Here is a 21,762-nt window from a genome sequence, read left to right on the forward strand (position 1 = left end):
GACGGCCCGGCCGACCACGATGTCGTCGTAGCCGTCCCGGTCGACGTCCCCGATGTCGAGGTTCTCGCCGCCCTGGAGCCGGTAGCCGTCGCTGCCCTGCACGGTGGTGTACGGCTTGAGTCCCTGCTTGGTGCCCAGCCAGTACACGACCCGGCGGGCGTCGAACTCGTCGCCGTCGTTCTGGGTGGCGGCCACGTCCGTGACACCGTCGCCGTTGACGTCGCCGGTGGCCAGGTCGAGGTAGCGGGTGTCGAACTCGTCCGTCACGAGCTGCTCGCCGTGGGCCGTGGAGCCGTCCCGGGCGAACGGGCCTTTCAGCACACGCAGGTTGAACTGGTTCTCCACGGTCACCAGGTCCTCGGCGCCGTCACCGTCGATGTCCCCGACGGTCAGGCGCCCCTGGCGGCCGAGCCAGTCGTAGGTCTTCCCGGTGGCCAGGACGGCCCCGCCGGCCAGGCCCTTCGCACCGCCCCACAGGACCTCGACCAGCCCGGACTCCTCACCGCCGTCGGCCGTGCCCTCGCTTCCCACGCCGACCACCAGGTCCGCGTACCCGTCGCGGTCGAGGTCGGCGGTGGTGAGCGCGCTGCCGAACGCGTCGTCTATCTCAGGGCTGCCGGGCACGCCGGCCGTGCTCTGGCTGAACACCTGCCGCTTGGTCGCGTCCAGCCCGTTCTTCGTGCCGTAGACCACGGCGACGTATCCGGCGCCCTTCTTGCCGCCGACGGTCGCGGTCGGGGCGGCCACGGCGAGGTCGGCGTAGCCGTCGCCGTTGAAATCGTCGTGGAGCTTCGCCGCGCCGGCCGGGGTCGTGGGGGCCGCGTCGGCGGCCTGTGCGGCCACCGGGGCGGTGACGGCCGCGACGACCGCGACGGCCGCCGCCACTCCTGCTCCTCGGCCGATCCTGCGCTTGCTCATGGACTGGGGCACGTGAACTCCGGTGATCCGCTGGCCAGTTGGGGCACGGCGAGGAGCAAGATCCTCATCCGCGCTGCCCAGTACGACTCACCGAAGAACGGCTTGGTTGCCTTGAAGTCCGTTGCGAATTTACTTCTCGTTAACTCAGGACACTCAGAACGGCTCGAAGTCGTCGAACTCCTGCTGCGCCTCGTCCCGCTCGGCCTGCCGGTCCCTGCGGCGCTGCGCGGCCGGTCGCGCCTCCTCCAACCGGTGGTCCTCACCGCGTCGGCCGAGCATTTCGGCCCCGGCCATCACGGACGGCTCCCAGTCGAAGACGACCGCGTTCTCCTCGGGACCGATGGCGACACCGTCGCCGCCCCGGGCGCCCGCCTTCATCAGCTCCTCTTCGACCCCGAGCCGGTTGAGCCGGTCCGCCAGGTAGCCGACCGCCTCGTCGTTGGTGAAGTCGGTCTGCCGCACCCAGCGCTCGGGCTTCTCCCCGCGTACCCGGAACAGCCCGTCCGCCTCGCGCGTCACCGTGAAGCCGGTGTCGTCCACGGCCTTGGGCCGGATCACGATCCGCGTGGCCTCTTCCTTCGGCTTCGCAGCCCTCGCCTGCGCCACGAGATCCCCGAGCGCGAACGACAGCTCCTTCAGCCCCATGTGCGCCACGGCGGACACCTCGAACACGCGGTACCCGCGCGCCTCCAGGTCGGGCCGCACCAACTCGGCCAGCTCCTTGCCGTCCGGTACGTCGATCTTGTTCAGGACGACGATCCTCGGACGGTTGTCCAGCCCGCCGTACTGCCGCAGCTCCTGCTCGATGAGGTCGAGGTCGGAGGCCGGGTCGCGGTCCGACTCCAGCGTGGCGGTGTCCAGGACGTGCACGAGCACACTGCACCGCTCCACGTGCCGCAGGAACTCCAGGCCCAGGCCCTTGCCCTGGCTGGCTCCCGGGATCAGCCCGGGCACGTCGGCGATCGTGTACACCGCCGAGCCGGCCGTGACGACACCGAGGTTCGGCACGAGCGTGGTGAACGGGTAGTCGGCGATCTTCGGCTTGGCGGCGCTCAGCACCGAGATCAACGACGACTTGCCGGCGCTCGGATACCCGACGAGCGCCACGTCGGCGACCGTCTTCAGCTCCAGGACGACTTCCCGCACGTCGCCCGGCTCACCGAGCAGCGCGAACCCGGGCGCCTTGCGCCGCGCGGACGCCAGCGCCGCGTTGCCGAGCCCGCCCCGGCCGCCCTGCGCGGCGACGTACGACGTGCCGTGCCCGACCAGGTCGGCGAGGACGTTGCCCGCCTTGTCGAGCACCACCGTGCCGTCCGGCACCGGCAGGACGAGGTCCTGCCCGTCCTTGCCGGAGCGGTTGCCGCCCTCGCCGGGCTTGCCGTTGGTGGCCTTGCGGTGCGGGGAGTGGTGGTAGTCGAGGAGCGTGGTCACGGACTGGTCGACGGTGAGGATCACGTCTCCGCCGCGCCCGCCGTTGCCGCCGTCGGGCCCGCCCAGCGGCTTGAACTTCTCACGGTGGACGGAGGCACAGCCGTGACCTCCGTTACCCGCGGCGACATGGAGCTCGACGCGGTCCACGAAGGTGGTCATGGTGGGTGCCTCCAGTGATGTACGGCCGTTGCGTACGGGTTGTACGGGGTTGTTCTCTGCGTAACACGCGAAAGGCGGACCCGCTTCCCGTGAGGGAAGTGAGGTCCGCCTCGCGAAAGCTTCCGGTCAGGCGACCGGAACGATGTTCACGACCTTGCGGCCACGGTGGGTGCCGAACTGCACCGAACCGGGCTGGAGGGCGAACAGCGTGTCGTCGCCGCCACGGCCGACACCGGCGCCGGGGTGGAAGTGGGTGCCGCGCTGACGGACCAGGATCTCGCCCGCGTTGACGACCTGACCGCCGAAGCGCTTCACGCCGAGGCGCTGAGCGTTGGAGTCACGACCGTTACGGGTGGACGATGCGCCCTTCTTGTGTGCCATCTCTCCTCAGTCCCTTACTTCGCAGCCGCGGGGATCTCAGTGACCTTGATCGCCGTGTACTGCTGGCGGTGGCCCTGACGACGGCGGTAACCGGTCTTGTTCTTGTAGCGCAGAATGTCGATCTTCTGGCCCTTGTGGTGGTCCACGACCTCGGCCTGGACCTTGATGCCGGCCAGGACCCACGGGTCGCTGGTCACGGCGTCGCCGTCGACAACGAGCAGGGTCGAGAGCTCGACCGTGTCGCCAACCTTGGCAGTGGAAATCTTGTCAACCTCAACGATGTCGCCGACAGCAACCTTGTGCTGGCGACCACCGCTGCGCACGATGGCGTACACGCGGACTCACTCTCTCGCTCGGGGAAACGGCACCCCCGCAGGCCAGCCGCCCGACACAACAAGCGGCCTCTCCTGAGCGCCCGGCGCCCGGAGGATGAGGTTTACGGGGATGTGACGCGTCATTCGACACGCCGACGGTCAAGGTTACGGGGCTGCGGCCGAAGGGGTCAAACCGAGCCGGGTCCGCCCCCTGTGCGACCGGTCACGCCGGTCGCGTCCGCCGGGGCGTACGCGCGGTTCGCGCACGCCCCGGCGGGCGTCGTTCCCGGTCAGTCCTCGTCGGTGGAGGCCGAGACGGAGGAGCGGGACTGCTCCGCCGCGACGGTCTTCTTCGACGTGGTCTTCTTGGCGGCGGTCTTGGTGGTCTTCGCCGCCTTCTTCGCCGTCGTCTTCTTCGCCGCGGTCTTCTTGGTGGCGGCCTTCTTCACCGTGGCCTTCTTGGCCGTCTTGCGGGCCGTCTTCTTGGCCGGGACCGACTCCTCGGCGGCCTCCTCCGTGACGGCGTCTTCGGACGCGGCAGCCTCGGGGGCCTCCTCGGGCGCGGCCGACGGGACGACCACGACGGCCGCCTCCTCGGACGCGGTGGACACGGTGGGCTTGCGCACCGCGCGGCGCCGCGGACGGGCCGGGGCGACGCTCTCGGCGGGTGCCTCAACGGCCGCCTCGGCAGTCGCCGCGGGCTGTTCGGCCAGCTCGGGCGTCTCCGTGGCCTCGGACGCGGCGGGCGCGGCCTCGGAAACCGTCACCACGGCTGCCTCCGCTCCCGCCGGAGAACCGGCCGGCGCGGACACCTTGCGCGTCGCCCGCCGACGGCCACGGCCCTTGGGCGCGGCCTCCTCGGCAGCCGGGGCCTCGACGACCGGGTCCTCGACGGCCATCGGCTCGGCGTGCGCCTCGGCGGCCGGCTCCGGCTGCACCGGACGGGCGACCTCCTCGGCGGCGGTCACGTCCTGAGCCGTCGGCACCTCGGGCTCGGCCTGCTCGGCCTTCCTGTCCTGCCGGGCCTTGGGCTCCGCCGTGTCACCGCGCGGCGCGCCCGCCGGAGCCGACGCCCGCCGGCTCGCCCGGCGTCGCGTCCGCCCGCGTGTGGCCGCGGCCTCCGCCTCGGCGGCGCTGCTGTACAGGTCCTCGTCGGGCTCGAAGACCGGCTCGGGCAGCGCGACCGGCTCGGCGAGCTCGGCACCGACCTCGGCCTCGGTCTCCGCCTCCTCTTCGACGGTCTCGACGGCCGCCTCGTGCACGTGCGGCTCGGCGGCACCGGCACGCGCACGCTTCTTGCGCTTGCCGCCGCCTCCGACGGAGGTCGGCTGCTCCATGTGCACGATGACACCGCGCCCGTTGCAGTGGACGCAGGTCTCGGAGAAGGACTCCAGGAGCCCCTGCCCGACCCGCTTGCGGGTCATCTGCACGAGGCCCAGCGAGGTCACCTCGGCCACCTGGTGCTTCGTACGGTCCCGGCCCAGGCATTCGAGCAGGCGCCGCAGCACCAGGTCCCGGTTGGACTCCAGCACCATGTCGATGAAGTCGATGACGATGATGCCGCCGAGGTCGCGCAGCCGCAGCTGGCGCACGATCTCCTCGGCCGCCTCCAGGTTGTTCCTGGTGACGGTCTCCTCGAGGTTGCCGCCCTGGCCGGTGAACTTGCCGGTGTTGACGTCGACGACGACCATCGCCTCGGTCCGGTCGATCACCAGCGAACCGCCGCTGGGCAGCCACACCTTGCGGTCCAGCGCCTTGGCGAGCTGCTCGTCGATCCGGTACGTGGCGAAGACGTCGACCTCGGAGGTCCACTTCTGGAGCCGCTCGGCGAGGTCCGGCGCGACGTGCGAGACGTACCCGTGGATGGTCGACCACGCCTCGTCGCCGCTGACGACGACCTTGGAGAAGTCCTCGTTGAAGATGTCGCGCACGACCCGGACGGTCATGTCCGGCTCGCCGTACAGCAGCGTCGGGGCGTTGCCGTTCTTGGCCTTCTTCTGGATGTCCTCCCACTGCCCCTGGAGCCGCTCGACGTCCCGGCGCAGCTCGTCCTCGCTCGCGCCCTCGGCGGCGGTGCGCACGATGACGCCCGCGTCCTCGGGGACGATCTTCTTGAGGATCGTCTTCAGCCGCGCCCGCTCGGTGTCGGGCAGCTTGCGGCTGATGCCGGTCATGGAGCCCTCGGGCACGTACACGAGGTAGCGCCCGGGGAGGGACACCTGGCTGGTCAGACGGGCGCCCTTGTGCCCGATGGGGTCCTTGGTCACCTGGACGAGCACGGACTGCCCGGACTTCAGGGCGGACTCGATGCGCCGCGGCCCGTTGGCCATGCCGAGCGCCTCGAAGTTGACCTCGCCGGCGTACAGCACGGCGTTGCGGCCCTTGCCGATGTCGATGAAGGCGGCCTCCATCGACGGCAGCACGTTCTGCACCTTGCCGAGGTAGACGTTGCCGACGTACGAGGTCGACTGCTCCTTGTTGACGTAGTGCTCGACGAGCACGCCGTCCTCCAGGACGCCGATCTGCGTACGGTCGCCGTGCTGCCGGACGACCATCACGCGATCGACGGCCTCGCGCCGGGCCAGGAACTCCGCCTCGGTGATGATCGGAACCCGCCGGCGGCCCTGCTCGCGGCCCTCCCGGCGGCGCTGCTTCTTGGCCTCCAGACGGGTCGAGCCCTTGATGGACTGCACCTCGTCGGACGGTTCGGCCTTGGGGCGGGGCTCACGGACCTTGACGACCGTGCGCTCCGGGTCGTCGTCCGAGGGCTCGGCGGCGTCGGCCGCGGTCTCACCGGCGCGGCGGCGGCGGCGACGGCGACGGCGGCTGCTGCTGGAGCCACCGCCCGACTCGTCACGGTCGGCGGCCTCGTCGGACTCGTCCTGGTCCTCCTCGGCCTGCTCCGCGCTGTCCTCGGCGTCCTGCGCGGCCTGCACGGCGGCGACCTGCTCGGCCTCGGCGTCCGTGCCCTCGCCGCCCTCGGCGTCGCTCTCGGCGGACTCACCGCGCCGACGGCGGCGGCCACCCCGGCGACGGCGGCGGCGCGAGCCGGCCCCCTCGGAGTCGTCCTGGTCCTCGCCCTCGGCGGAGTCCTCGGGCTCCTCCACCTCGTCGACGGCGGCGCTCTCGGCAGCGGGAGCCTCGGTGGCCTGCGCCTCGGGCTCGTCAGCGGAACCCCGGCGACGACGCCGGCGACGCGGTCCGCCGGACTGCTCCTCGCGCACCTCCGCCGGCGCGGACTCCTCCGCCTCCTCGGGCTCCTCGGCCCCGGCCGCCTCGGCGGCGGCTGCGGCGGCGGCCCGCTCCGGCGTCTGGAACTGGGGCTCGGTGAACACGGGCGCCTGGAACACGGCGACAGCGGGCCGCGCGGGCCGCGCCGACGTCTCGTTCTCACCGGCGGCGGCCTGCGCGGACTTCGAGGACCGGGAGCCCCGCGAGGACTGCGCGGGCTCGGCGAAACCACTGGCGGCCCGGCGGACGGCCCGGCGGCGGCGCCGCGGAGCGGCATCCTCGGCGGGCTCGGAAGCCTGGGCGGCGGCCTCGGAGGCTCCGTCGGACTCAGCGGCAGGAGAATCGGTCACAGGTGCCTTCGCCTCCTCGGCGGGCGAGCCGGAGGGGGCCTCGACGGGCCCACCAGACGCGGCAGCGACGGCCTCGGCGGGCACGTCGGTGGTGGCGACGGAGCCGGACCGGCCCGCGTCGGCGGTTCCTTCGGCCGCATCCGCGGCGGCAGGCGCTGCGGTGGGCGCGGTCACGCGTCGTGTGGCACGCCGCCGAGCCCGGCGCGGAGCAGCTTCCTCGGCGGCCTTCTCCGCGGTCTCGGCGCCGTCAGCGCCCGCGGCGGCCTCAGGGGCACTCGGCTCGGCCTGTGCGGCGGCAGCCGACGCCGTCTCCGCCGGGGTCGCAGCAGGGGAGGTCACCGTGCGCGTCGCACGACGCCGGGTGCGCCGGGGAGCGGCGTCCTCGGACACCTCGGCGGGGACGGAGGCCTCGGCCTGCTCCGGCGCCTCAGAGCCGGCCGGAGCGGCAGCGGTCACCGGCACCACGGTCTCGGCGGCCTCAGCGGACGCCGGAGCCCCGGCGGGCGCGGCAGCACGGCGGACCACACGGCGCCGCTTGGGAGCGGCAGGCGCGGCCTCCTCGGCGCTCTCCGCAGCCTCGGAAGTCTCCTGCGCCGCCACGGCCGTCTCCTCGGCGGCGGCGTCCTCGGCCTCGCCGGCCTCTACGACGTCAGCGGCGAGGTCTTCGGGCTCCGCGGCCGGTATGGCCGGCGTGACGGTCTCCACCGGAGCGTCGGAGGAGGTGCCGACGGGCGGACCCGCCGGCCGGGACGCGGCACGGCGCCGCCGGCGAGGCGGCAGGGTGTCGCTGGGAGTGTTCTGTTCGGAGTCCGTGGCGGACTCTGTGGGTTCGGTCGGTTCGAGCATGCGGGCTTATCTCCCGTCAGGCTCCCGGGCGCCGCGCCTGGTCCGGCTGTGCCGGTGACGTCCGCGGCTCGCGCTGTGCGCGTCGCCGCCGTCCGGGGCGCGGGCGCCGCACGGGAGCTCTCTGTGTCCTGTCTCGCCGGTTCCGTACGCCGAATGCGTACGGCCTGGCGAAAGTCTTCTGGTCGGTACGCTGCCCGACCCAGGTGGCTCCCGAGTCCGAGGGCGGCGCTACGACGTCCGTCCCTACGCGGAACCTTCCTTACGCCGACGCCGTCGCGGCGGCAGTCGGTTCGGCCGTTGAGTGGGCCTCCGCTGCCTCGCGGTCGGGCGCGAGCGGGTCGGTCACCGTGCCGGTCTCTTCATCGAACAGCCCCTGCGCCAGCCTGGTCACCGCTGCGGGGACCGGCGGCGCCAGGTCGGCCACGGCGCGGAGACCGGACAGGACGTCGTCGGGTCGTACGGCAGGCGTCACGTGCCGAACAACCAGCCGCAGTATCGCACAGGGCTGGTCGGTCGGCCTATCAGCCTGGGAACTCTGCGTTTCTGTGAGGTCGCGGATCTCCAGGTTCACGACGGCGGAGCGGGCGTCGAAGGTACGGACGCCGTTCTTCATGAGGCGCTGGACCTCGACGGTCTCGGCCGCGTTGAAGGCGTCCACCGCTCGGCGGGCGTCCTCCTGCGACACACCGTCCAGTCGCAGCTCCCACACGGAAGCCGTCAGCCGGTCGGCGAGGCCCGAGGTACGGGCCTCGACCGCCTCGACGATGTCGAGCCCGGCGGGCATCGACTCGTCGAGAAGGGCCCTGAGCCGCTCCGGGTCGCGGGGCGCGGTGAGCGCGATCTCCAGGTACTCCGCCTCACTGCCCGTGCCGGTGGGTGCGGCATTGGCGTACGACACCTTCGGGTGCGGTGTGAAGCCCGCCGAGTAGGCCATCGGCACCTCGGCACGGCGCAACGCACGCTCGAAGGCGCGCTGGAAGTCACGGTGGCTGGTGAACCGGAGGCGGCCGCGCTTGGTGTAGCGCAGTCGGATGCGCTGCACCGCGGGTGCGGGCGGCGGGCCTTCGGGCTGTCGCTTGCCCAGTGTCGTTCAGTCCTTCGTGAGAGCGGTCGTACTTCTACCAAGAGTACGTGCCTCGCGGCCCGAAGGTTCCCCGAGGTCGACCGGCTGCGGCTGCGCCGGCTCGCCGAAGAGCATCCGCCGGAAGTCGGCGCGCGCCTGACGTACGGACTCCCGGGCGGAGGCCAGCGCCTGCCGCGTGGCCCGTCCCACACTGCGGGCGGCCTCGGCGGCGGGCCGCAGGACGGCGTCGCGCACGACGTGCCCGACGGGCGTCAGCACGCTCCGGTACACCCACCGCACCGGCTCGACGAAGATCCACCGGAAGAGCGTCGCGAGGAACCGCCCGACGGCGAGCGAGATGTACCCGGCGACGCGCCAGGCGTGCCCGAGGGCGTCCCGGACCTCACGTCCGATGACGGCGAGGACGCGCCCGACCGGGGCGAGGACCCAGCGCCACAGGGCGAGCGCGGGCAGGACGAGGAGGATCCGGGCGATCCAGTGGAGAGCCGTCCCGATGCCGGTGACGACCGTACTCACCAGCCACACCAGTCCCTTGCCGCACCAGGCGATCGCCCGCCCGACAGGCGCGAGCACCCACGTGTACAGCCACACGGCGGGCACGACGACCAGATACCGGGCGAGCCACGCCACGACGGTGTACACGCCGACCCCGACCGCGGCGAGCACGGCGCCGAGCCCCTTCAGCACCCACATGACGGCACGCCCGGCCGGCGTGAGCAGGTACGCGTACACCCAGCCGAGCGCGGCGCCTACGCCCCTGGCGACCCATGTGGCAACCCACACGACCGCGTGTCCCACCGGCGTCAGCACGTACCGGTAGAGCCACACCAGAGGCACGACGAGGAGCACGTTCCCGAGCCACGCGAGCGCCTTGGCCACCGGCACGACCACATACCGCCACAGCCCCACGAACGGCCAGACGAACACCGCCCGCCCGAGCCACAGCAGCGCCCTGCCCAGCGGCCGGAACAGCACGTCGTTCAGGAACCGCCCGGCCACGACGAGCGCGTCCCACACCATCCGCACGGGGACGACCAGCACGAGCACGACGATCCGCACGGGAATCCGGACCGCGACGGCGAGACACCCCTCGGGCGCCGCCTCACGCACCGGTGGCGCGGACGGTTCGGGCACCCGTTTCCGCAGATCGACTCGCGTCTCGGAGCCCTCTCGGGCCGGCTTCTCCAGATCCATACCGTCGTAGACGCCTCAACGCCCCGTCCGGATCCAGCACCGCACAGCCCCGCCCCGTTCTTCCGCAGATCCTCCACCTGGCGTCATGATCATACGGTTCACGCGCCCGCGACCCGAGCGTGCAGCAGCCGGGGCGACTCCTGGAAACCGCACCGCGCGTACGCGGGGATCGCGCGCACGGTCGAGTGCACGGTCACCCGCTCCAGCCCGAGCTCCCGGGCCTCGTCCAGAACCGCCCGGACGAGCCGCCCGCCCAGCCCGCCGTCGCGCGCCTCCGGTACGACGTACACACACTGGAGATCGCCGGAGGCCCGCCGCGGCGCCCGCGGTGTGGGCACCCGCGGTGTGGGCACCCGCTGCACCACCGCCAGCCAGGCCATACCGATGACGACGCCATCGTCACGCACGACCACCATGCACCGATGCGAACCGGCGTTGTCCCGGGCCCAGTCGACGAAGTGCCGTACGAATTCCTCGCGTTCACCGAGGGCCTCGCCGCCGTTCTCGACGAGCCACTCCCAGCGAAGTGCCGCCACGGCCGCCAGTTCGCCGGACCGAGCGGGGCGGATGCTGATGTTCTGCATCAGGACATTGTCCGGTCGGTGGCCTCGTCCGCCTCCCAGCGCAGCAGGTCCCCAGGCTGGCACTCGAGAACCTCGCAGAGGGCGGCGAGGGTCGAGAAGCGGACCGCCTTGGCGCGGCCGTTCTTGAGGACCGCGAGGTTGGCGGGTGTGATGCCGACGCGTTCCGCGAGTTCGCCCACGGACATCTTCCGCTTGGCCAGCATCACGTCGATGTCGACGGCGATCGGCATCAGATGACCTCTTCCAACTCGGCCCGCATCCGGGCCGCCTCGACGTCCCGTGCAACGGCCTGCGCGAGCAGCATCCGAAGTACGAGCACGACCAGCGCGACACCCAGCACGGCCACGACGACCCCGCACAGCAGCAGCACCACCCCGGGAGCGACGGCCTCGCCCGGCGCGAGGACGGCCGCGAGCGCGAAGACCAGCAGGGCGGCCACCACAAACGCGCCGATCACGATGTGCACGTACCGGAAGGCGGCCGTGGAGAACACCGTCCCGCGACGCACCATCGTCACCAGCCGCCACACACAGACCACGACGACCTGGGCGGTCACGACACCCAGGATCGTGATCACGATGATCGGTGTACGCAGGTACGCGTATTCGGGCTTGAGCCCGTTCATGTCGATGGCCAGCAGCGGGACGATCACCCCTTGCACGAACAACGACCCGGCGAGCAACACCACGAGCACCACACGCAACGCCGCCACGGCCAGCTTCCCCATCGCCACTCCTCCGATCGAGTCACGATGGAAATCTATCGAAAATCGATATGCAAGGCAATGGGGCATCGGCCTTCGACGTACACGGCTCCCCCAGCACATGGCTGAACCGGGGGAACCTGAGCCGGGCCGGCCCCCCAGGGGAACGCCACCGACCCCGCCTGCCCAGCGGGTCCCCCGAACAGCCGGCCTCTCACCTCCCGGCCCGGCCCCCTCAACAGAAAGAGCCCCCTCCGAGTCGGAGGGGGCTCCCGGTGCGACGCAACGGATTCGGTGACGCCTCGGACAACCGTCAGTGCGCGTGACCGCTCGGCGCCGGGGCCGCGTTCTTGACCGTCAGGGGCAGAAGCTTCTTGCCCGTCGGGCCGATCTGGATCTGGGTGTCCATCTGTGGGCAGACCCCGCAGTCGAAGCACGGCGTCCAGCGGCAGTCCTCGACCTCCGTCTCGTCGAGGGCGTCCTGCCAGTCCTCCCAGAGCCAGTCCTTGTCGAGGCCGGAGTCCAGGTGGTCCCAGGGGAGGACCTCCTCGTACGTGCGCTCCCGGGTCGTGTACCAGTCGACGTCGACGCCGAAGGGGGCCAGCGCCTTTTCGGCGCACCGCATCCAGCGGTCGTACGAGAAGTGCTCGCGCCAGCCGTCGAAGCGGCCGCCGTCGTCGTAGACCGCGCGGATGACGGCGCCGATCCGGCGGTCGCCGCGGGACAGCAGGCCCTCGACGATGCCGGGCTTGCCGTCGTGGTAGCGGAATCCGATGGAGCGGCCGTACTTCTTGTCGCCGCGGATCTTGTTCCGCAGCTTCTCCAGGCGGGCGTCCGTCTCCTCCGCCGACAGCTGCGGGGCCCACTGGAAGGGGGTGTGGGGCTTGGGGACGAAGCCGCCGATCGAGACCGTGCAGCGGATGTCGTTGGACTTCGAGACCTCGCGGCCCTTGGCGATGACCTTCGTCGCCATGTCGGCGATCTGGAGGACGTCGTCGTCGGTCTCCGTCGGCAGGCCGCACATGAAGTACAGCTTCACCTGACGCCAGCCGTTGCCGTACGCCGTCGCGACAGTCCTGATCAGGTCCTCTTCCGAGACCATCTTGTTGATGACCTTGCGGATGCGCTCGGAGCCGCCCTCAGGCGCGAAGGTGAGGCCGGAGCGGCGGCCGTTGCGCGTGAGTTCGTTCGCCAGGTCGATGTTGAAGGCGTCCACGCGGGTGGACGGGAGGGAGAGACCGATCTTGTCTTCCTCGTAGCGGTCCGCGAGGCCCTTGGCGATGTCGCCGATCTCCGAGTGGTCCGCCGAGGAGAGGGACAGCAGGCCCACCTCCTCGAAGCCCGTCGCCTTCAGGCCCTGCTCGACCATGTCGCCGATGCCCGTGATGGAGCGTTCGCGGACCGGGCGGGTGATCATGCCGGCCTGGCAGAAGCGGCAGCCGCGGGTGCAGCCGCGGAAGATCTCCACCGACATGCGCTCGTGGACCGTCTCCGCGAGCGGGACCAGGGGCTGCTTGGGGTACGGCCACTCGTCGAGGTCCATCACCGTGTGCTTGGAGACGCGCCACGGGACACCGCTGCGCTTCGGTACGACTCGGGCGATACGGCCGTCCGGCAGGTACTCGACGTCGTAGAAGCCGGGCACGTACACCCCGCCCGTCTTCGCCAGGCGGAAGAGGAGCTCCTCGCGGCCGCCGGGGCGGCCCTCCGCCTTCCAGGCGCGGATGATCGCGGTGACTTCCAGGACGGCCTGCTCGCCGTCGCCGATCACCGCGCAGTCGATGAAGTCCGCGATCGGCTCGGGGTTGAACGCGGCGTGGCCGCCGGCCATGACGATCGGGTCGTCCAGGCCGCGGTCCTTGGATTCCAGGGGGATCCCGGAGAGGTCCAGGGCCGCCAGCATGTTGGTGTAGCCCAGCTCCGTGGAGAAGGACAGGCCCAGCACGTCGAAAGCCTTCACGGGCCGGTGGCTGTCCACCGTGAACTGCGGGACGCCGTGCTCCCGCATCAGCTCCTCAAGGTCCGGCCACACGCTGTAGGTGCGCTCGGCGAGGACGCCCTGCTGCTCGTTGAGCACCTCGTAGAGGATCTGGACGCCCTGGTTGGGCAGGCCGACCTCGTAGGCGTCCGGGTACATGAGCGCCCAGCGGACGTCACAGGAGTCCCAGTCCTTGACCGTGGAGTTGAGTTCTCCGCCGACGTACTGGATCGGCTTCTGCACGTGCGGGAGCAGAGCTTCGAGCTGCGGGAACACCGACGCAGCGACTTCGGCAGGCATGTCGCGCACCTTCGTGGGCTGGACTGAACGGACAGGGTGACCATCCAGACTAACGCGATCGGGACGCACCTCCGTACGCGCGGAAGATCAGAGGCCTGCCGCCCGGCCCTTGGTCCGCTCCCAGAATCCGGGCAGCTCGGTCTCCACGCGCACCGCCCGCTGCTCCTCGCGCTCATGGAGCAGGCCGTAGGTGAAGGCGCTCTCCCCGGCCGCGTGGGCGACCGCCGACAGCTCGCGCAGTGTCTGCCGGGCCATCACGCTGTCCTGGTGTTCGCCGAGCAGGTTCTGGAGCGATTTCATCGACTTGACCATGGCCTTGGCGGGCTTGCCGAGGGCCGGTCGGGCGGCCTCCGCCGCGTAGCGGGCGCGCTTGGTCTTCTTGCGGGCCTCGTGGATCGCGACATCGCGGTCGGTGCCGGGTTCCAGTTCCACGGCCCGCTCGACCAGACCGGCGACCTTGCGGAAGTCCTTCTTCACGGCCTTGGCGATCACTTTGCGGGGCTTCTTGCCGACCGCCTTCCGCAGGGGCGGGTCGGCGATCAGCGCGTCCAGGGCGTCGAGCAGGGCGAGGTAACGGCGGGAGTCCAGGACGCCTATGAGCCGGCCTCGGGCCCCGCCGTGCTCGGTTCTCGCCCAGGTGTGCAGCCGCTCTGCGACCGGGCCGCGGACGAGCGTGGTCGGCACCTCGTCGAGGGCCGCCGTGAGCCGTTCGCTCAGCACCTCGCGGTCCCGGTCCAGGCCCAGCTCAGCGGCCAGCCATTTCAGCTCGTCGCCGATGGGGTCTGTGACGGTCCGGTCGAGGATCTCGCCGTAGGACTTGAAGGTGCTGCGCAGCCTGCGGGTGGCCACGCGCATTCTGTGCACGGAGTCCTCGGCGTCCCGCCGCACGGCCGGGTCGAGTTCGACGATGGCGTCCCGCTGGGTGCGCACGTACGCCAGGACGAGGTCTCCGGCGGTCACCGGTTCCCCGGCGGGGGCGGAGGCACGCTGTTTGTGCGGCGCCGTCTCCGCCAGGGCCCGCGCCAGCTTCGACGCCGAGGCCGACGGCCGTATGCCCGCCTTGCGCAGCCGCTTCTCCACCTTGTCGAGAAAGGCCGGGTCTCCCCCGTCGGCAAGCTCCACCTCGATCTCCGTCCACTGCGCTGCGCCGCCTCCGGCCGTGAGCCGGTCGGCCCGTACGGCGTCGACGCTGACCTCGGCGAGCAGCCGGCCGTCGGCGTCGACGAGGTGGCGTACGTCGCGGTCGGAGCGCAGCCGGACGACGGGCAGCAGTTCGCGGCCGCGGACGCGGGAGCGGACGAGCCCGGCGAGGTCGTCCGGGAGGGTCTCGGAGAGCGGGGCGTGGATCTCGTCGCGGACGCCGGGGGCGACGGGGAACTTCAGATGCCAGCCCGCGTCCGAGCCGCCGGTGCGGCGGCGCAGGGTGACGGACGACGCGGCGAGGCGTTCGTCGGCCGTGTCGTAGTAGGTGGCGTCGAGGTGGGCGATGCCCTTGTCGAGCACGGCCGCGACCCCGGCGACACCGGTCAGGTCGGGAAGGCCGCTGTCCTCGGACTCGTATTTCCGCTCGATCTCGCGCTTGGTGTCCGCCATGGGCCGAATCTAGTCGGCACGAGGGCGGAGCGGCAGAGGGCCGCCCCGCCGGTGTTCATGCCGACATCGGGCGCTGGACCCGGATGGACTGCAACAGACCGACCGCTATCCACACGGCGAACATCGACGAGCCGCCGTACGACACGAACGGCAGCGGCAGGCCGGTGACCGGCATGATGCCGAGCGTCATGCCGATGTTCTCGAACGTCTGGAAGGCGAACCAGGCGACGATGCCGGCGGCCACGATCGTGCCGTACAGGTCGGTGGTCTCCCGGGCGATTCGGCAGGCCCGCCACAGGACGATGCCGAGCAGCAGGATGATCAGGCCGCCGCCGAGGAAACCCAGCTCTTCGCCGGCCACGGTGAAGACGAAGTCCGTCTGCTGCTCGGGCACGAACTGGCCGGTGGTCTGGGAGCCGTGGAAGAGGCCGGAGCCGGTCAGGCCGCCGGAGCCGATGGCGATGCGGGCCTGGTTGGTGTTGTAGCCGACGCCGGCCGGGTCGAGCTCCGGGTTGGCGAAGGCGGCGAAGCGGGCGATCTGGTAGTCGTCGAGCACTCCGAGCTGCCAGACGGTGATCGCGCCGAGCGAACCCGCGCCGAGCAGCCCGAACACCCACCGGTTGGTGGCGCCGGAGGCGAGCAGCACGCCGAGCACGATGATGACCATGACCATGACCGACCCGAGGTCGGGCATGAGCATCACGATCACCATGGGCACGGCGGCCAGGCCCAGTGCCTGCACGACCGTGCGGTGGTCGGGGTACTGCCTGTCGCCCGCGTCGACTCTGGCGGCCAGCAGCATCGCCATGCCCAGGATGATCGTGACCTTCACGAACTCCGAGGGCTGGAGGGAGAAGCCGCCGGGGAGCTTGATCCAGGAGTGGGCGCCGTTGATGGTGGAGCCCAGTGGGGTGAGCACCAGCAGGATCAGCAGGAGCGAGAGGCCGTACAGGAACGGCACGGCCGTGCGCAGGCCGCGGTGGCCGAGCCAGATCGTCCCGGCCATCAGGGCGAGGCCGATGCCGGTGTTCAGCAGGTGCCGGACGAGGAAGTAGTACGGGTCGCCCTGGTTGAGCTCCGTGCGGTTGCGGGTCGCCGAGTAGACGAGGAGCGTGCCGAGCAGCGACAGGGCCGTCGCCGACAGCAGGATCGGCCAGTCGAGGCGCCGCGCCACCGAGTCGCGGGCGAGGAGCCTGGTCCAGCCGGAGCGCTCGGGGCCGTAGCCGGAGACCTGGAAGCTGTTCACACCGCCGGTCATGTCGGCAACCTCCGGCTTCCCCGCCGGCGCCGGCGCCTTCGGGTGTCACGGTTCTCCGGCGTCGGCGGGGCCGCCGTCGCCGGCTGGAGCGGGTCGGCCGGGGCGTTCGGGTCCTTCTTGTTCGCCTGCTGGTCCTTGGCCGGGTCCTTGGGGACCTTCGGGGAGGCGATGGTGCCGTCCGTCTTGACCTTCGGCAGGGCCTTCTCCGGGGTGGGCAGCAGGGCCTTCTTCCGGTCGATGTCGCCGTCCGGGGAGACGCCGTACAGCGCGTTGTAGATGTTGCGGACGGCGGGGCCGGAGGCGCCGGAGCCCGTACCACCCTGGGAGATCGTCATGACGATCGAGTAGTCCTTGGTGTACGTGGCGAACCAGGAGGTGGTCTGCTTGCCGTAGACCTCCGCCGTACCCGTCTTGGCGTGCATCGGGATCTTGTCCTGCGGCCAACCGCCGAACCGCCAGGCGGCCGTACCGCGGGTGGCGACTCCCGCGAGGGCATCGCTTATCTCGCTGCGCGTCTTCTGCGTCATCGGCAGCTTGCCGTGCGACTTCGGCTTGATCGGCGTGACGGTCCTGCCGTCGGCGCTGATGACGGCCTTGCCGACGGAGGGGGTGTACATGGTGCCGCCGTTGGAGATGGCCGAGTAGATGGTGGCCATCTGGATGGGGGTGACGAGGGTGTCGCCCTGGCCGATGGAGTAGTTGACGGAGTCACCGGCGCGCATGCGGTTGCCTTCGAGGCAGTTCTCGTAGGCGATCTTCTCGGCGTAGCTGCCGTTCTTCTTGCCGGTGCGGCACCAGGCGTCCTTGTTGGCCTTCCAGTAGTCCAGCTTCCACTGGCGGTCGGGGACACGGCCGGTGACCTCGTTGGGCAGGTCGATGCCGGTCTCCTTGCCGAGGCCGAACTGGTGGGCGGTCTTGTAGAACCAGTCGTTGGCGTTCTTCTTCGGCTTGGTGCCGCCGTCCTTCTTCCACTCCTCGTGGGAGAGCCGGTAGAAGACCGTGTCGCAGGAGACCTCCAGGGCGCGGCCGAGGCTGATCGGGCCGTATCCCTTGGACTCGAAGTTCTTGAAGACCTGGCCGCCGATCGAGTACGAGCTGGAGCACTGGTAGGGGCCGTTGAAGGAGTAGCCCGCGTTGACCGCGGCGGCCGTCGGGATCACCTTGAAGATGGAGCCGGGCGCCGACTGGCCCTGGATCGCGCGGTTGAGCAGCGGGTAGTTGGAGGTCTTGCCGGTGAGCCGCGTGTAGTCCTTGGCGGAGATGCCGCCCACCCAGGCGTTCGGGTCGTACGTCGGGTTGGAGGCCATGGCGACGACGCGGCCGGTCTTGGCCTCCATCACGACGACGGCGCCGGAGTCGGCCTTGTAGTTCGTGCCCGTGTTGCGGTCGTGCTCCTTGCGGGCCTGCTTCATGGCCTCGTTCAGCTCGTACTCGGCGATCCGCTGGACGCGGGAGTCGATGCTGGTGACGAGGTTGTCGCCGGGGTGGGCCGGGTCGGCCTCGGCCTGGCCGATGACGCGGCCGAGGTTGTCGACCTCGTAGCGCGTGACGCCGGCCTTGCCGCGCAGCTCCTTGTCGTACTGGCGCTCCAGGCCGGAGCGGCCGACCTGGTCGGAGCGCAGATACGGCGAGTTGGTGTTCTGCGCCTTCTTGATCTCCTCGTCGGTGACCGGCGAGAGGTATCCGAGGACCTGGGCGGTGTTGGCCTTGCCCGGGCTCGGGTAGCGGCGCACGGCCTGGGGCTCGGCGGTGATGCCGGGGAAGTCCTCGGCGCGCTCGCGGATCTGGAGGGCCTGCTTGGGGGTGGCCTCGTCGGTGATGGGGATGGGCTGGTACGGCGAGCCGTTCCAGCAGGGCTGCGGCGTCTTGGCGTCGCACAGCCGGACCTTCTCCTGGACCTCCTTGGGCGTCATGCCCAGGACTGAGGCGAGCTTGGTGAGGACTTCCTTGCCGTCGTCCGGCATCTTCAGCAGGTCGGTGCGGGAGGCGGAGACGACCAGTCGTGTCTCGTTGTCGGCGAGGGCCACGCCGCGCGCGTCCAGGATGGAGCCGCGGACGGCCGGCTGGACGACCTGCTGGACGTGGTTCCCCGACGCCTCCTTGGCGTACGCCGCGCCCTCACGGATCTGGAGGTACCACAGGCGTCCGCCGAGGGTGAGCAGGAGGGAGAGGACGAGGACCTGGATGACGACGAGCCGGATCTGGACCCGTGAGTTCCGGCCGGTCTCGGGAATGTTGGTCACTGCGGCCGCTTCCCCCTCTCAGTGCGCGTACGGATGTGCGGATACGACGGTGTGTCCGGGCACGCGTGTGCGGATACGAGTGAGGAACGACCGGCCCACGAGCCGGCGTTCCTACCGGACCGGACCGTTCGGGTGAACTTCCCTGCCATCACAGCCGCTTGACCCCCTTGATGCGCCCCGCCCGCGCCATCCGTGCCCGGGCCGCCTTCACCCGCATCCCGTTGCGCTGGCCGCCGATCCGCAGGCCGGTGCCGCCGGAGAGCCAGCCGGAGGAGATGTCCGTGGACTTGGCGGCGGAGCCGGTCTCGGCGAGCGGATCGTTCTCGGCGCGTCTGGCCAGGGCCATGATGCCGGGCACGACGAACGGGGCGAGCAGCAGGTCGTACAGGACGGCCGTGAACAGCAGGCCGCCCAGGCCGACATGGCGGGCCGCGGTGTCACCGACGAGGGCACCGACCCCCGCGTACAGCAGGGTGGAGCCGATCGCGGCGGCGACCACCACGACCATGGGGCCGGTGGCGGACTTCAGCCGGCCCGTCTCCGGTTTCACCAGGCCCGCGAGGTAGCCGACGAGGCACAGTACGAGGGCGTAGCGCCCGGCGGCGTGGTCGGCGGGCGGGGCCAGATCGGCGAGCAGGCCCGCGCCGAAACCGATGAGGGCGCCGCCCACATGTCCGTACACCAGCGCCAGGCCGAGGACGGTGAGAAGCATCAGGTCGGGCACGGCGCCCGGCAGATGGAGGCGGGCGAGGACGCTCACCTGGATCACCAGGGCGACGACGACCAGGGCGGAGGAGAGCAGGATCCGGTTGACGCGCATGAGGTGACAGCTCCTACTGCTCTTGCTGGTTCTGGCCGTCCGCGGGGGCCTCGGCGGACGGCGTCACGGTCACCGTCACCGTCGGCCTGGGGGTCGGCTTCGGCTTGGGCGGGAGCACCGTGTCGCGCGGGTCCTTCTTCGGGGCCTCGACGACGACACCGACGATGTCGAGCTTGCTGAAGGCGGCGTACGGCGTGACGTAGAGCGTGCGGGTCAGTCCGCCGCCGGACGGGTCGACGCGGGAGACCACGCCGACGGGAACGCCGGGCACGAACGGCCGGTCGGCCTGCGAGCCGAAGGTGACCAGGCGGTCGCCCTTCTTCACCTCCGCCTTGCCGTTGAGGAGTTCCACGCGCAGCGGGCGGTCGCCCTGTCCGGAGGCGAAGCCGAGTTCGTCGCTGGCCTCCATGCGGGTGCCGACCGTGAAGTCGGGGTCGCTGGCGAGCAGGACCGTGGCGGTGTCGGGCCCGACGGTGGTGACCCGGCCGACGAGCCCGTCCCCGTTCAGGACGGTCATGTCGCGCTTGATGCCGTCGTGGGCGCCGACGTCGATGGTGATGGTCCAGGAGAAGCCCTGCGCGGCTCCGATGGCGATGACCTGGGCGCCCTTGATGCCGTACTGGCCCTGGCCGGAGATCTTCAGCATCTTGTCGAGCTGCTTGAGGCGGCTGCGGCTGCGGTCGTCGCTGCCGAGCCGCGCCTTCAGGGCCGCGTTCTCCTCCTCCAGTACGGCGAGCCGGTCGTGCCGCTCGCCGGAGTCCCGGATGGCGGAGACCGCGTTGCCGACCGGGTTGACCGCGGCCGACACACCGCTCTCGATCGGGCCGAAGACCGTCGCCGCGGCCTGCCGGGCACCGTCGACCGGGGAATCCTCCCCACCGCGAATATCCACCGTGATCAATGCGAACGCGATGGCGATCAGCAGCACCAGGAGCAGCCGGCTCTCTCGTGTGTCCCTCACGTGCGGCGGCCGTGCCCTTCCTCATAGGAATTCGGGAAGCCCCAGGGAAACCCGAGGGGCGGCATTGTGGGAGCTTATGCATCTATATCAACGATCCGCCGTACGAGAGGAGATCGTCCCGTACGGCGGAATCGAGGAGTTACGTCATCTGCGCGGCTGGGCGTCCAGCACCTGCTGGAGCGCCTCGAACTCCTCGACGCACTTTCCGGAACCGAGCGCCACGCTGTCCAGAGGATCCTCGGCGATGTGGATCGGCATACCGGTCTCCCGGCGCAGCCGCTCGTCCAGGCCCCGCAGCAGCGCTCCGCCGCCGGTCAATACGATTCCTCGGTCCATGATGTCGCCGGACAGCTCCGGCGGACACTTGTCGAGGGTCGTCTTGACGGCGTCGACGATCGCGTTGACCGGCTCCTCGATCGCCTTGCGGACTTCGGCCGCGGAGATGACGACGGTCTTCGGCAGCCCGGAGACCAGGTCCCGCCCGCGGATTTCGGTGTGCTCGTCGGTGTCCAGGTCGTACGCCGAACCGATCGTGATCTTGATCTGCTCGGCCGTCCGCTCACCCAGCAGGAGCGAGTACTCCTTCTTGATGTGCTGGATGATCGCGTTGTCCAGTTCGTCGCCCGCGACACGGATGGACTGGGCGGTGACGATGCCGCCGAGGGAGATGACCGCGACCTCCGTGGTGCCGCCGCCGATGTCGACCACCATGTTGCCCGTGGCCTCGTGGACCGGCAGGCCGGAGCCGATGGCCGCGGCCATGGGCTCCTCGATGATGTGCACCTGGCGGGCGCCGGCCTGGGACGACGCCTCGATGACGGCGCGGCGCTCGACGCCCGTGATGCCCGAGGGCACGCAGACGACGACCCGCGGACGAGCCAGATACCGCCGCTTGTGGATCTTCAGGATGAAGTAGCGGAGCATCCGCTCGGTGATCTCGAAGTCGGCGATCACGCCGTCCTTCAGCGGACGAACGGCAACGATGTTGCCGGGCGTGCGCCCGATCATCTTCTTCGCTTCGGCACCGACCGCGAGGATGCCACCGGTATTGGTGTTGATCGCGACGACGGACGGCTCGTTGAGTACGATCCCGCGACCCCTGACGTACACCAGCGTGTTGGCGGTCCCGAGGTCGACAGCCATGTCACGGCCGATGAACGACATTGAGTTCCCCATCAGGATTCGTCTGGCCTTCCCACTAGCTTTTGAGGGCTTTTCAGGTAGGCAAAGGTGGGTGCTGTGACGTGAAGGCTTCCATCGTAGACGCGCCTTCGCGAACACTGCGGGAGGGTCTCCGCCATTGTCAGCAGATGCCGCACGGGTTCGCTTCTGGAGACGGGCGTTTGGGGACCATCGTTCCCTCGTACGCCACGCATATGCCGCAAAGTCCGGGGGCCTCGGCCCCCAGACCTGG

At 70.7% G+C, this 21,762-nt stretch carries 17 protein-coding genes; all 17 read right to left on the reverse strand.

Going from position 1 to position 21,762, the window contains the following annotated elements; translation table 11 throughout:
* Positions 1–918: FG-GAP-like repeat-containing protein (locus AOQ53_RS36895; RefSeq protein WP_236711944.1), on the reverse strand; the 918-nt coding region annotated here is incomplete at its 3' end.
* Between the two features lie 153 nt (positions 919–1,071).
* Positions 1,072–2,508 (reverse strand): GTPase ObgE, encoded by a 1,437-nt coding sequence (gene obgE / locus AOQ53_RS36900; protein WP_059424123.1) that lies wholly within the window; start codon positions 2,506–2,508, stop codon positions 1,072–1,074.
* Positions 2,509–2,634: 126 nt separating this feature from the next.
* On the reverse strand, positions 2,635–2,889 hold the full coding sequence (rpmA, locus tag AOQ53_RS36905; RefSeq protein ID WP_059424124.1) for a 50S ribosomal protein L27: 255 nt from the start codon (positions 2,887–2,889) through the stop codon (positions 2,635–2,637).
* Between the two features lie 14 nt (positions 2,890–2,903).
* Entirely contained in the window at positions 2,904–3,224 is a 321-nt protein-coding gene (gene rplU, locus AOQ53_RS36910) for a 50S ribosomal protein L21 (RefSeq protein ID WP_004931419.1), read from the reverse strand.
* Positions 3,225–3,493: 269 nt separating this feature from the next.
* The gene (locus AOQ53_RS36915; RefSeq protein WP_059424126.1) at positions 3,494–7,630 is read right to left on the reverse strand and encodes an Rne/Rng family ribonuclease; all 4,137 of its coding nucleotides are present in this window, start codon (positions 7,628–7,630) and stop codon (positions 3,494–3,496) included.
* A 259-nt stretch (positions 7,631–7,889) separates the two neighbouring features.
* Complete coding sequence (locus AOQ53_RS36920; protein ID WP_059424128.1) at positions 7,890–8,672, reverse strand: TIGR03936 family radical SAM-associated protein; 783 nt, start codon at positions 8,670–8,672, stop codon at positions 7,890–7,892.
* 48 nt (positions 8,673–8,720) lie between these two features.
* The gene (locus AOQ53_RS36925) at positions 8,721–9,908 is read right to left on the reverse strand and encodes a hypothetical protein (protein ID WP_174523409.1); all 1,188 of its coding nucleotides are present in this window, start codon (positions 9,906–9,908) and stop codon (positions 8,721–8,723) included.
* A gap of 98 nt (positions 9,909–10,006) precedes the next feature.
* On the reverse strand, positions 10,007–10,492 hold the full coding sequence (locus tag AOQ53_RS36930; protein ID WP_059424129.1) for a GNAT family N-acetyltransferase: 486 nt from the start codon (positions 10,490–10,492) through the stop codon (positions 10,007–10,009).
* Positions 10,492–10,722 carry a helix-turn-helix domain-containing protein gene (locus AOQ53_RS36935; RefSeq protein WP_059424131.1) on the reverse strand — a complete coding sequence of 77 codons (231 nt, stop codon included), beginning with the start codon at positions 10,720–10,722 and terminating at the stop codon, positions 10,492–10,494. The genes AOQ53_RS36930 and AOQ53_RS36935 overlap by 1 nt, the downstream gene beginning before the upstream one ends.
* Positions 10,722–11,219, reverse strand: a complete 498-nt coding sequence (locus AOQ53_RS36940; RefSeq protein ID WP_059424133.1) for a DUF2975 domain-containing protein — start codon at positions 11,217–11,219, stop codon at positions 10,722–10,724. The genes AOQ53_RS36935 and AOQ53_RS36940 overlap by 1 nt, the downstream gene beginning before the upstream one ends.
* A gap of 289 nt (positions 11,220–11,508) precedes the next feature.
* Positions 11,509–13,473 (reverse strand): TIGR03960 family B12-binding radical SAM protein, encoded by a 1,965-nt coding sequence (locus tag AOQ53_RS36945; RefSeq protein ID WP_059424135.1) that lies wholly within the window; start codon positions 13,471–13,473, stop codon positions 11,509–11,511.
* 87 nt (positions 13,474–13,560) lie between these two features.
* Positions 13,561–15,066, reverse strand: a complete 1,506-nt coding sequence (locus AOQ53_RS36950) for a CYTH and CHAD domain-containing protein (RefSeq protein ID WP_059424137.1) — start codon at positions 15,064–15,066, stop codon at positions 13,561–13,563.
* Between the two features lie 55 nt (positions 15,067–15,121).
* Positions 15,122–16,324: a rod shape-determining protein RodA gene (rodA, locus tag AOQ53_RS36955; protein ID WP_059424140.1), complete on the reverse strand. Its 1,203-nt coding sequence runs from the start codon at positions 16,322–16,324 to the stop codon at positions 15,122–15,124.
* Positions 16,321–18,567: a penicillin-binding protein 2 gene (gene mrdA / locus AOQ53_RS36960; RefSeq protein WP_059424142.1), complete on the reverse strand. Its 2,247-nt coding sequence runs from the start codon at positions 18,565–18,567 to the stop codon at positions 16,321–16,323. Before mrdA ends, rodA begins: the two co-directional genes overlap by 4 nt.
* A 148-nt stretch (positions 18,568–18,715) precedes the next feature.
* On the reverse strand, positions 18,716–19,387 hold the full coding sequence (gene mreD / locus AOQ53_RS36965; protein WP_059424144.1) for a rod shape-determining protein MreD: 672 nt from the start codon (positions 19,385–19,387) through the stop codon (positions 18,716–18,718).
* Positions 19,388–19,400: 13 nt separating this feature from the next.
* Positions 19,401–20,348 (reverse strand): rod shape-determining protein MreC, encoded by a 948-nt coding sequence (mreC, locus tag AOQ53_RS36970; RefSeq protein ID WP_059424148.1) that lies wholly within the window; start codon positions 20,346–20,348, stop codon positions 19,401–19,403.
* Positions 20,349–20,492: 144 nt separating this feature from the next.
* Complete coding sequence (locus tag AOQ53_RS36975) at positions 20,493–21,512, reverse strand: rod shape-determining protein (protein WP_006133575.1); 1,020 nt, start codon at positions 21,510–21,512, stop codon at positions 20,493–20,495.
* Positions 21,513–21,762: the final 250 nt, after the last annotated feature.

This window comes from Streptomyces azureus, from assembly GCF_001270025.1.
Lineage (GTDB): Bacteria > Actinomycetota > Actinomycetes > Streptomycetales > Streptomycetaceae > Streptomyces > Streptomyces azureus.

Coding starts and splice junctions, on each gene's coding strand:
- rpmA (WP_059424124.1), bottom strand. CDS start 2,889: ATGGCACACAAGAAGGGCGCATCGTCCACCCGTAACGGTCGTGACTCC.
- AOQ53_RS36950 (WP_059424137.1), bottom strand. CDS start 15,066: ATGGCGGACACCAAGCGCGAGATCGAGCGGAAATACGAGTCCGAGGAC.
- obgE (WP_059424123.1), bottom strand. CDS start 2,508: ATGACCACCTTCGTGGACCGCGTCGAGCTCCATGTCGCCGCGGGTAAC.
- AOQ53_RS36945 (WP_059424135.1), bottom strand. CDS start 13,473: ATGCCTGCCGAAGTCGCTGCGTCGGTGTTCCCGCAGCTCGAAGCTCTG.
- AOQ53_RS36975 (WP_006133575.1), bottom strand. CDS start 21,512: ATGTCGTTCATCGGCCGTGACATGGCTGTCGACCTCGGGACCGCCAAC.
- AOQ53_RS36935 (WP_059424131.1), bottom strand. CDS start 10,722: ATGCCGATCGCCGTCGACATCGACGTGATGCTGGCCAAGCGGAAGATG.
- rodA (WP_059424140.1), bottom strand. CDS start 16,324: ATGACCGGCGGTGTGAACAGCTTCCAGGTCTCCGGCTACGGCCCCGAG.
- AOQ53_RS36940 (WP_059424133.1), bottom strand. CDS start 11,219: ATGGGGAAGCTGGCCGTGGCGGCGTTGCGTGTGGTGCTCGTGGTGTTG.
- mreD (WP_059424144.1), bottom strand. CDS start 19,387: ATGCGCGTCAACCGGATCCTGCTCTCCTCCGCCCTGGTCGTCGTCGCC.
- AOQ53_RS36930 (WP_059424129.1), bottom strand. CDS start 10,492: ATGCAGAACATCAGCATCCGCCCCGCTCGGTCCGGCGAACTGGCGGCC.
- AOQ53_RS36925 (WP_174523409.1), bottom strand. CDS start 9,908: ATGGATCTGGAGAAGCCGGCCCGAGAGGGCTCCGAGACGCGAGTCGAT.
- AOQ53_RS36915 (WP_059424126.1), bottom strand. CDS start 7,630: ATGCTCGAACCGACCGAACCCACAGAGTCCGCCACGGACTCCGAACAG.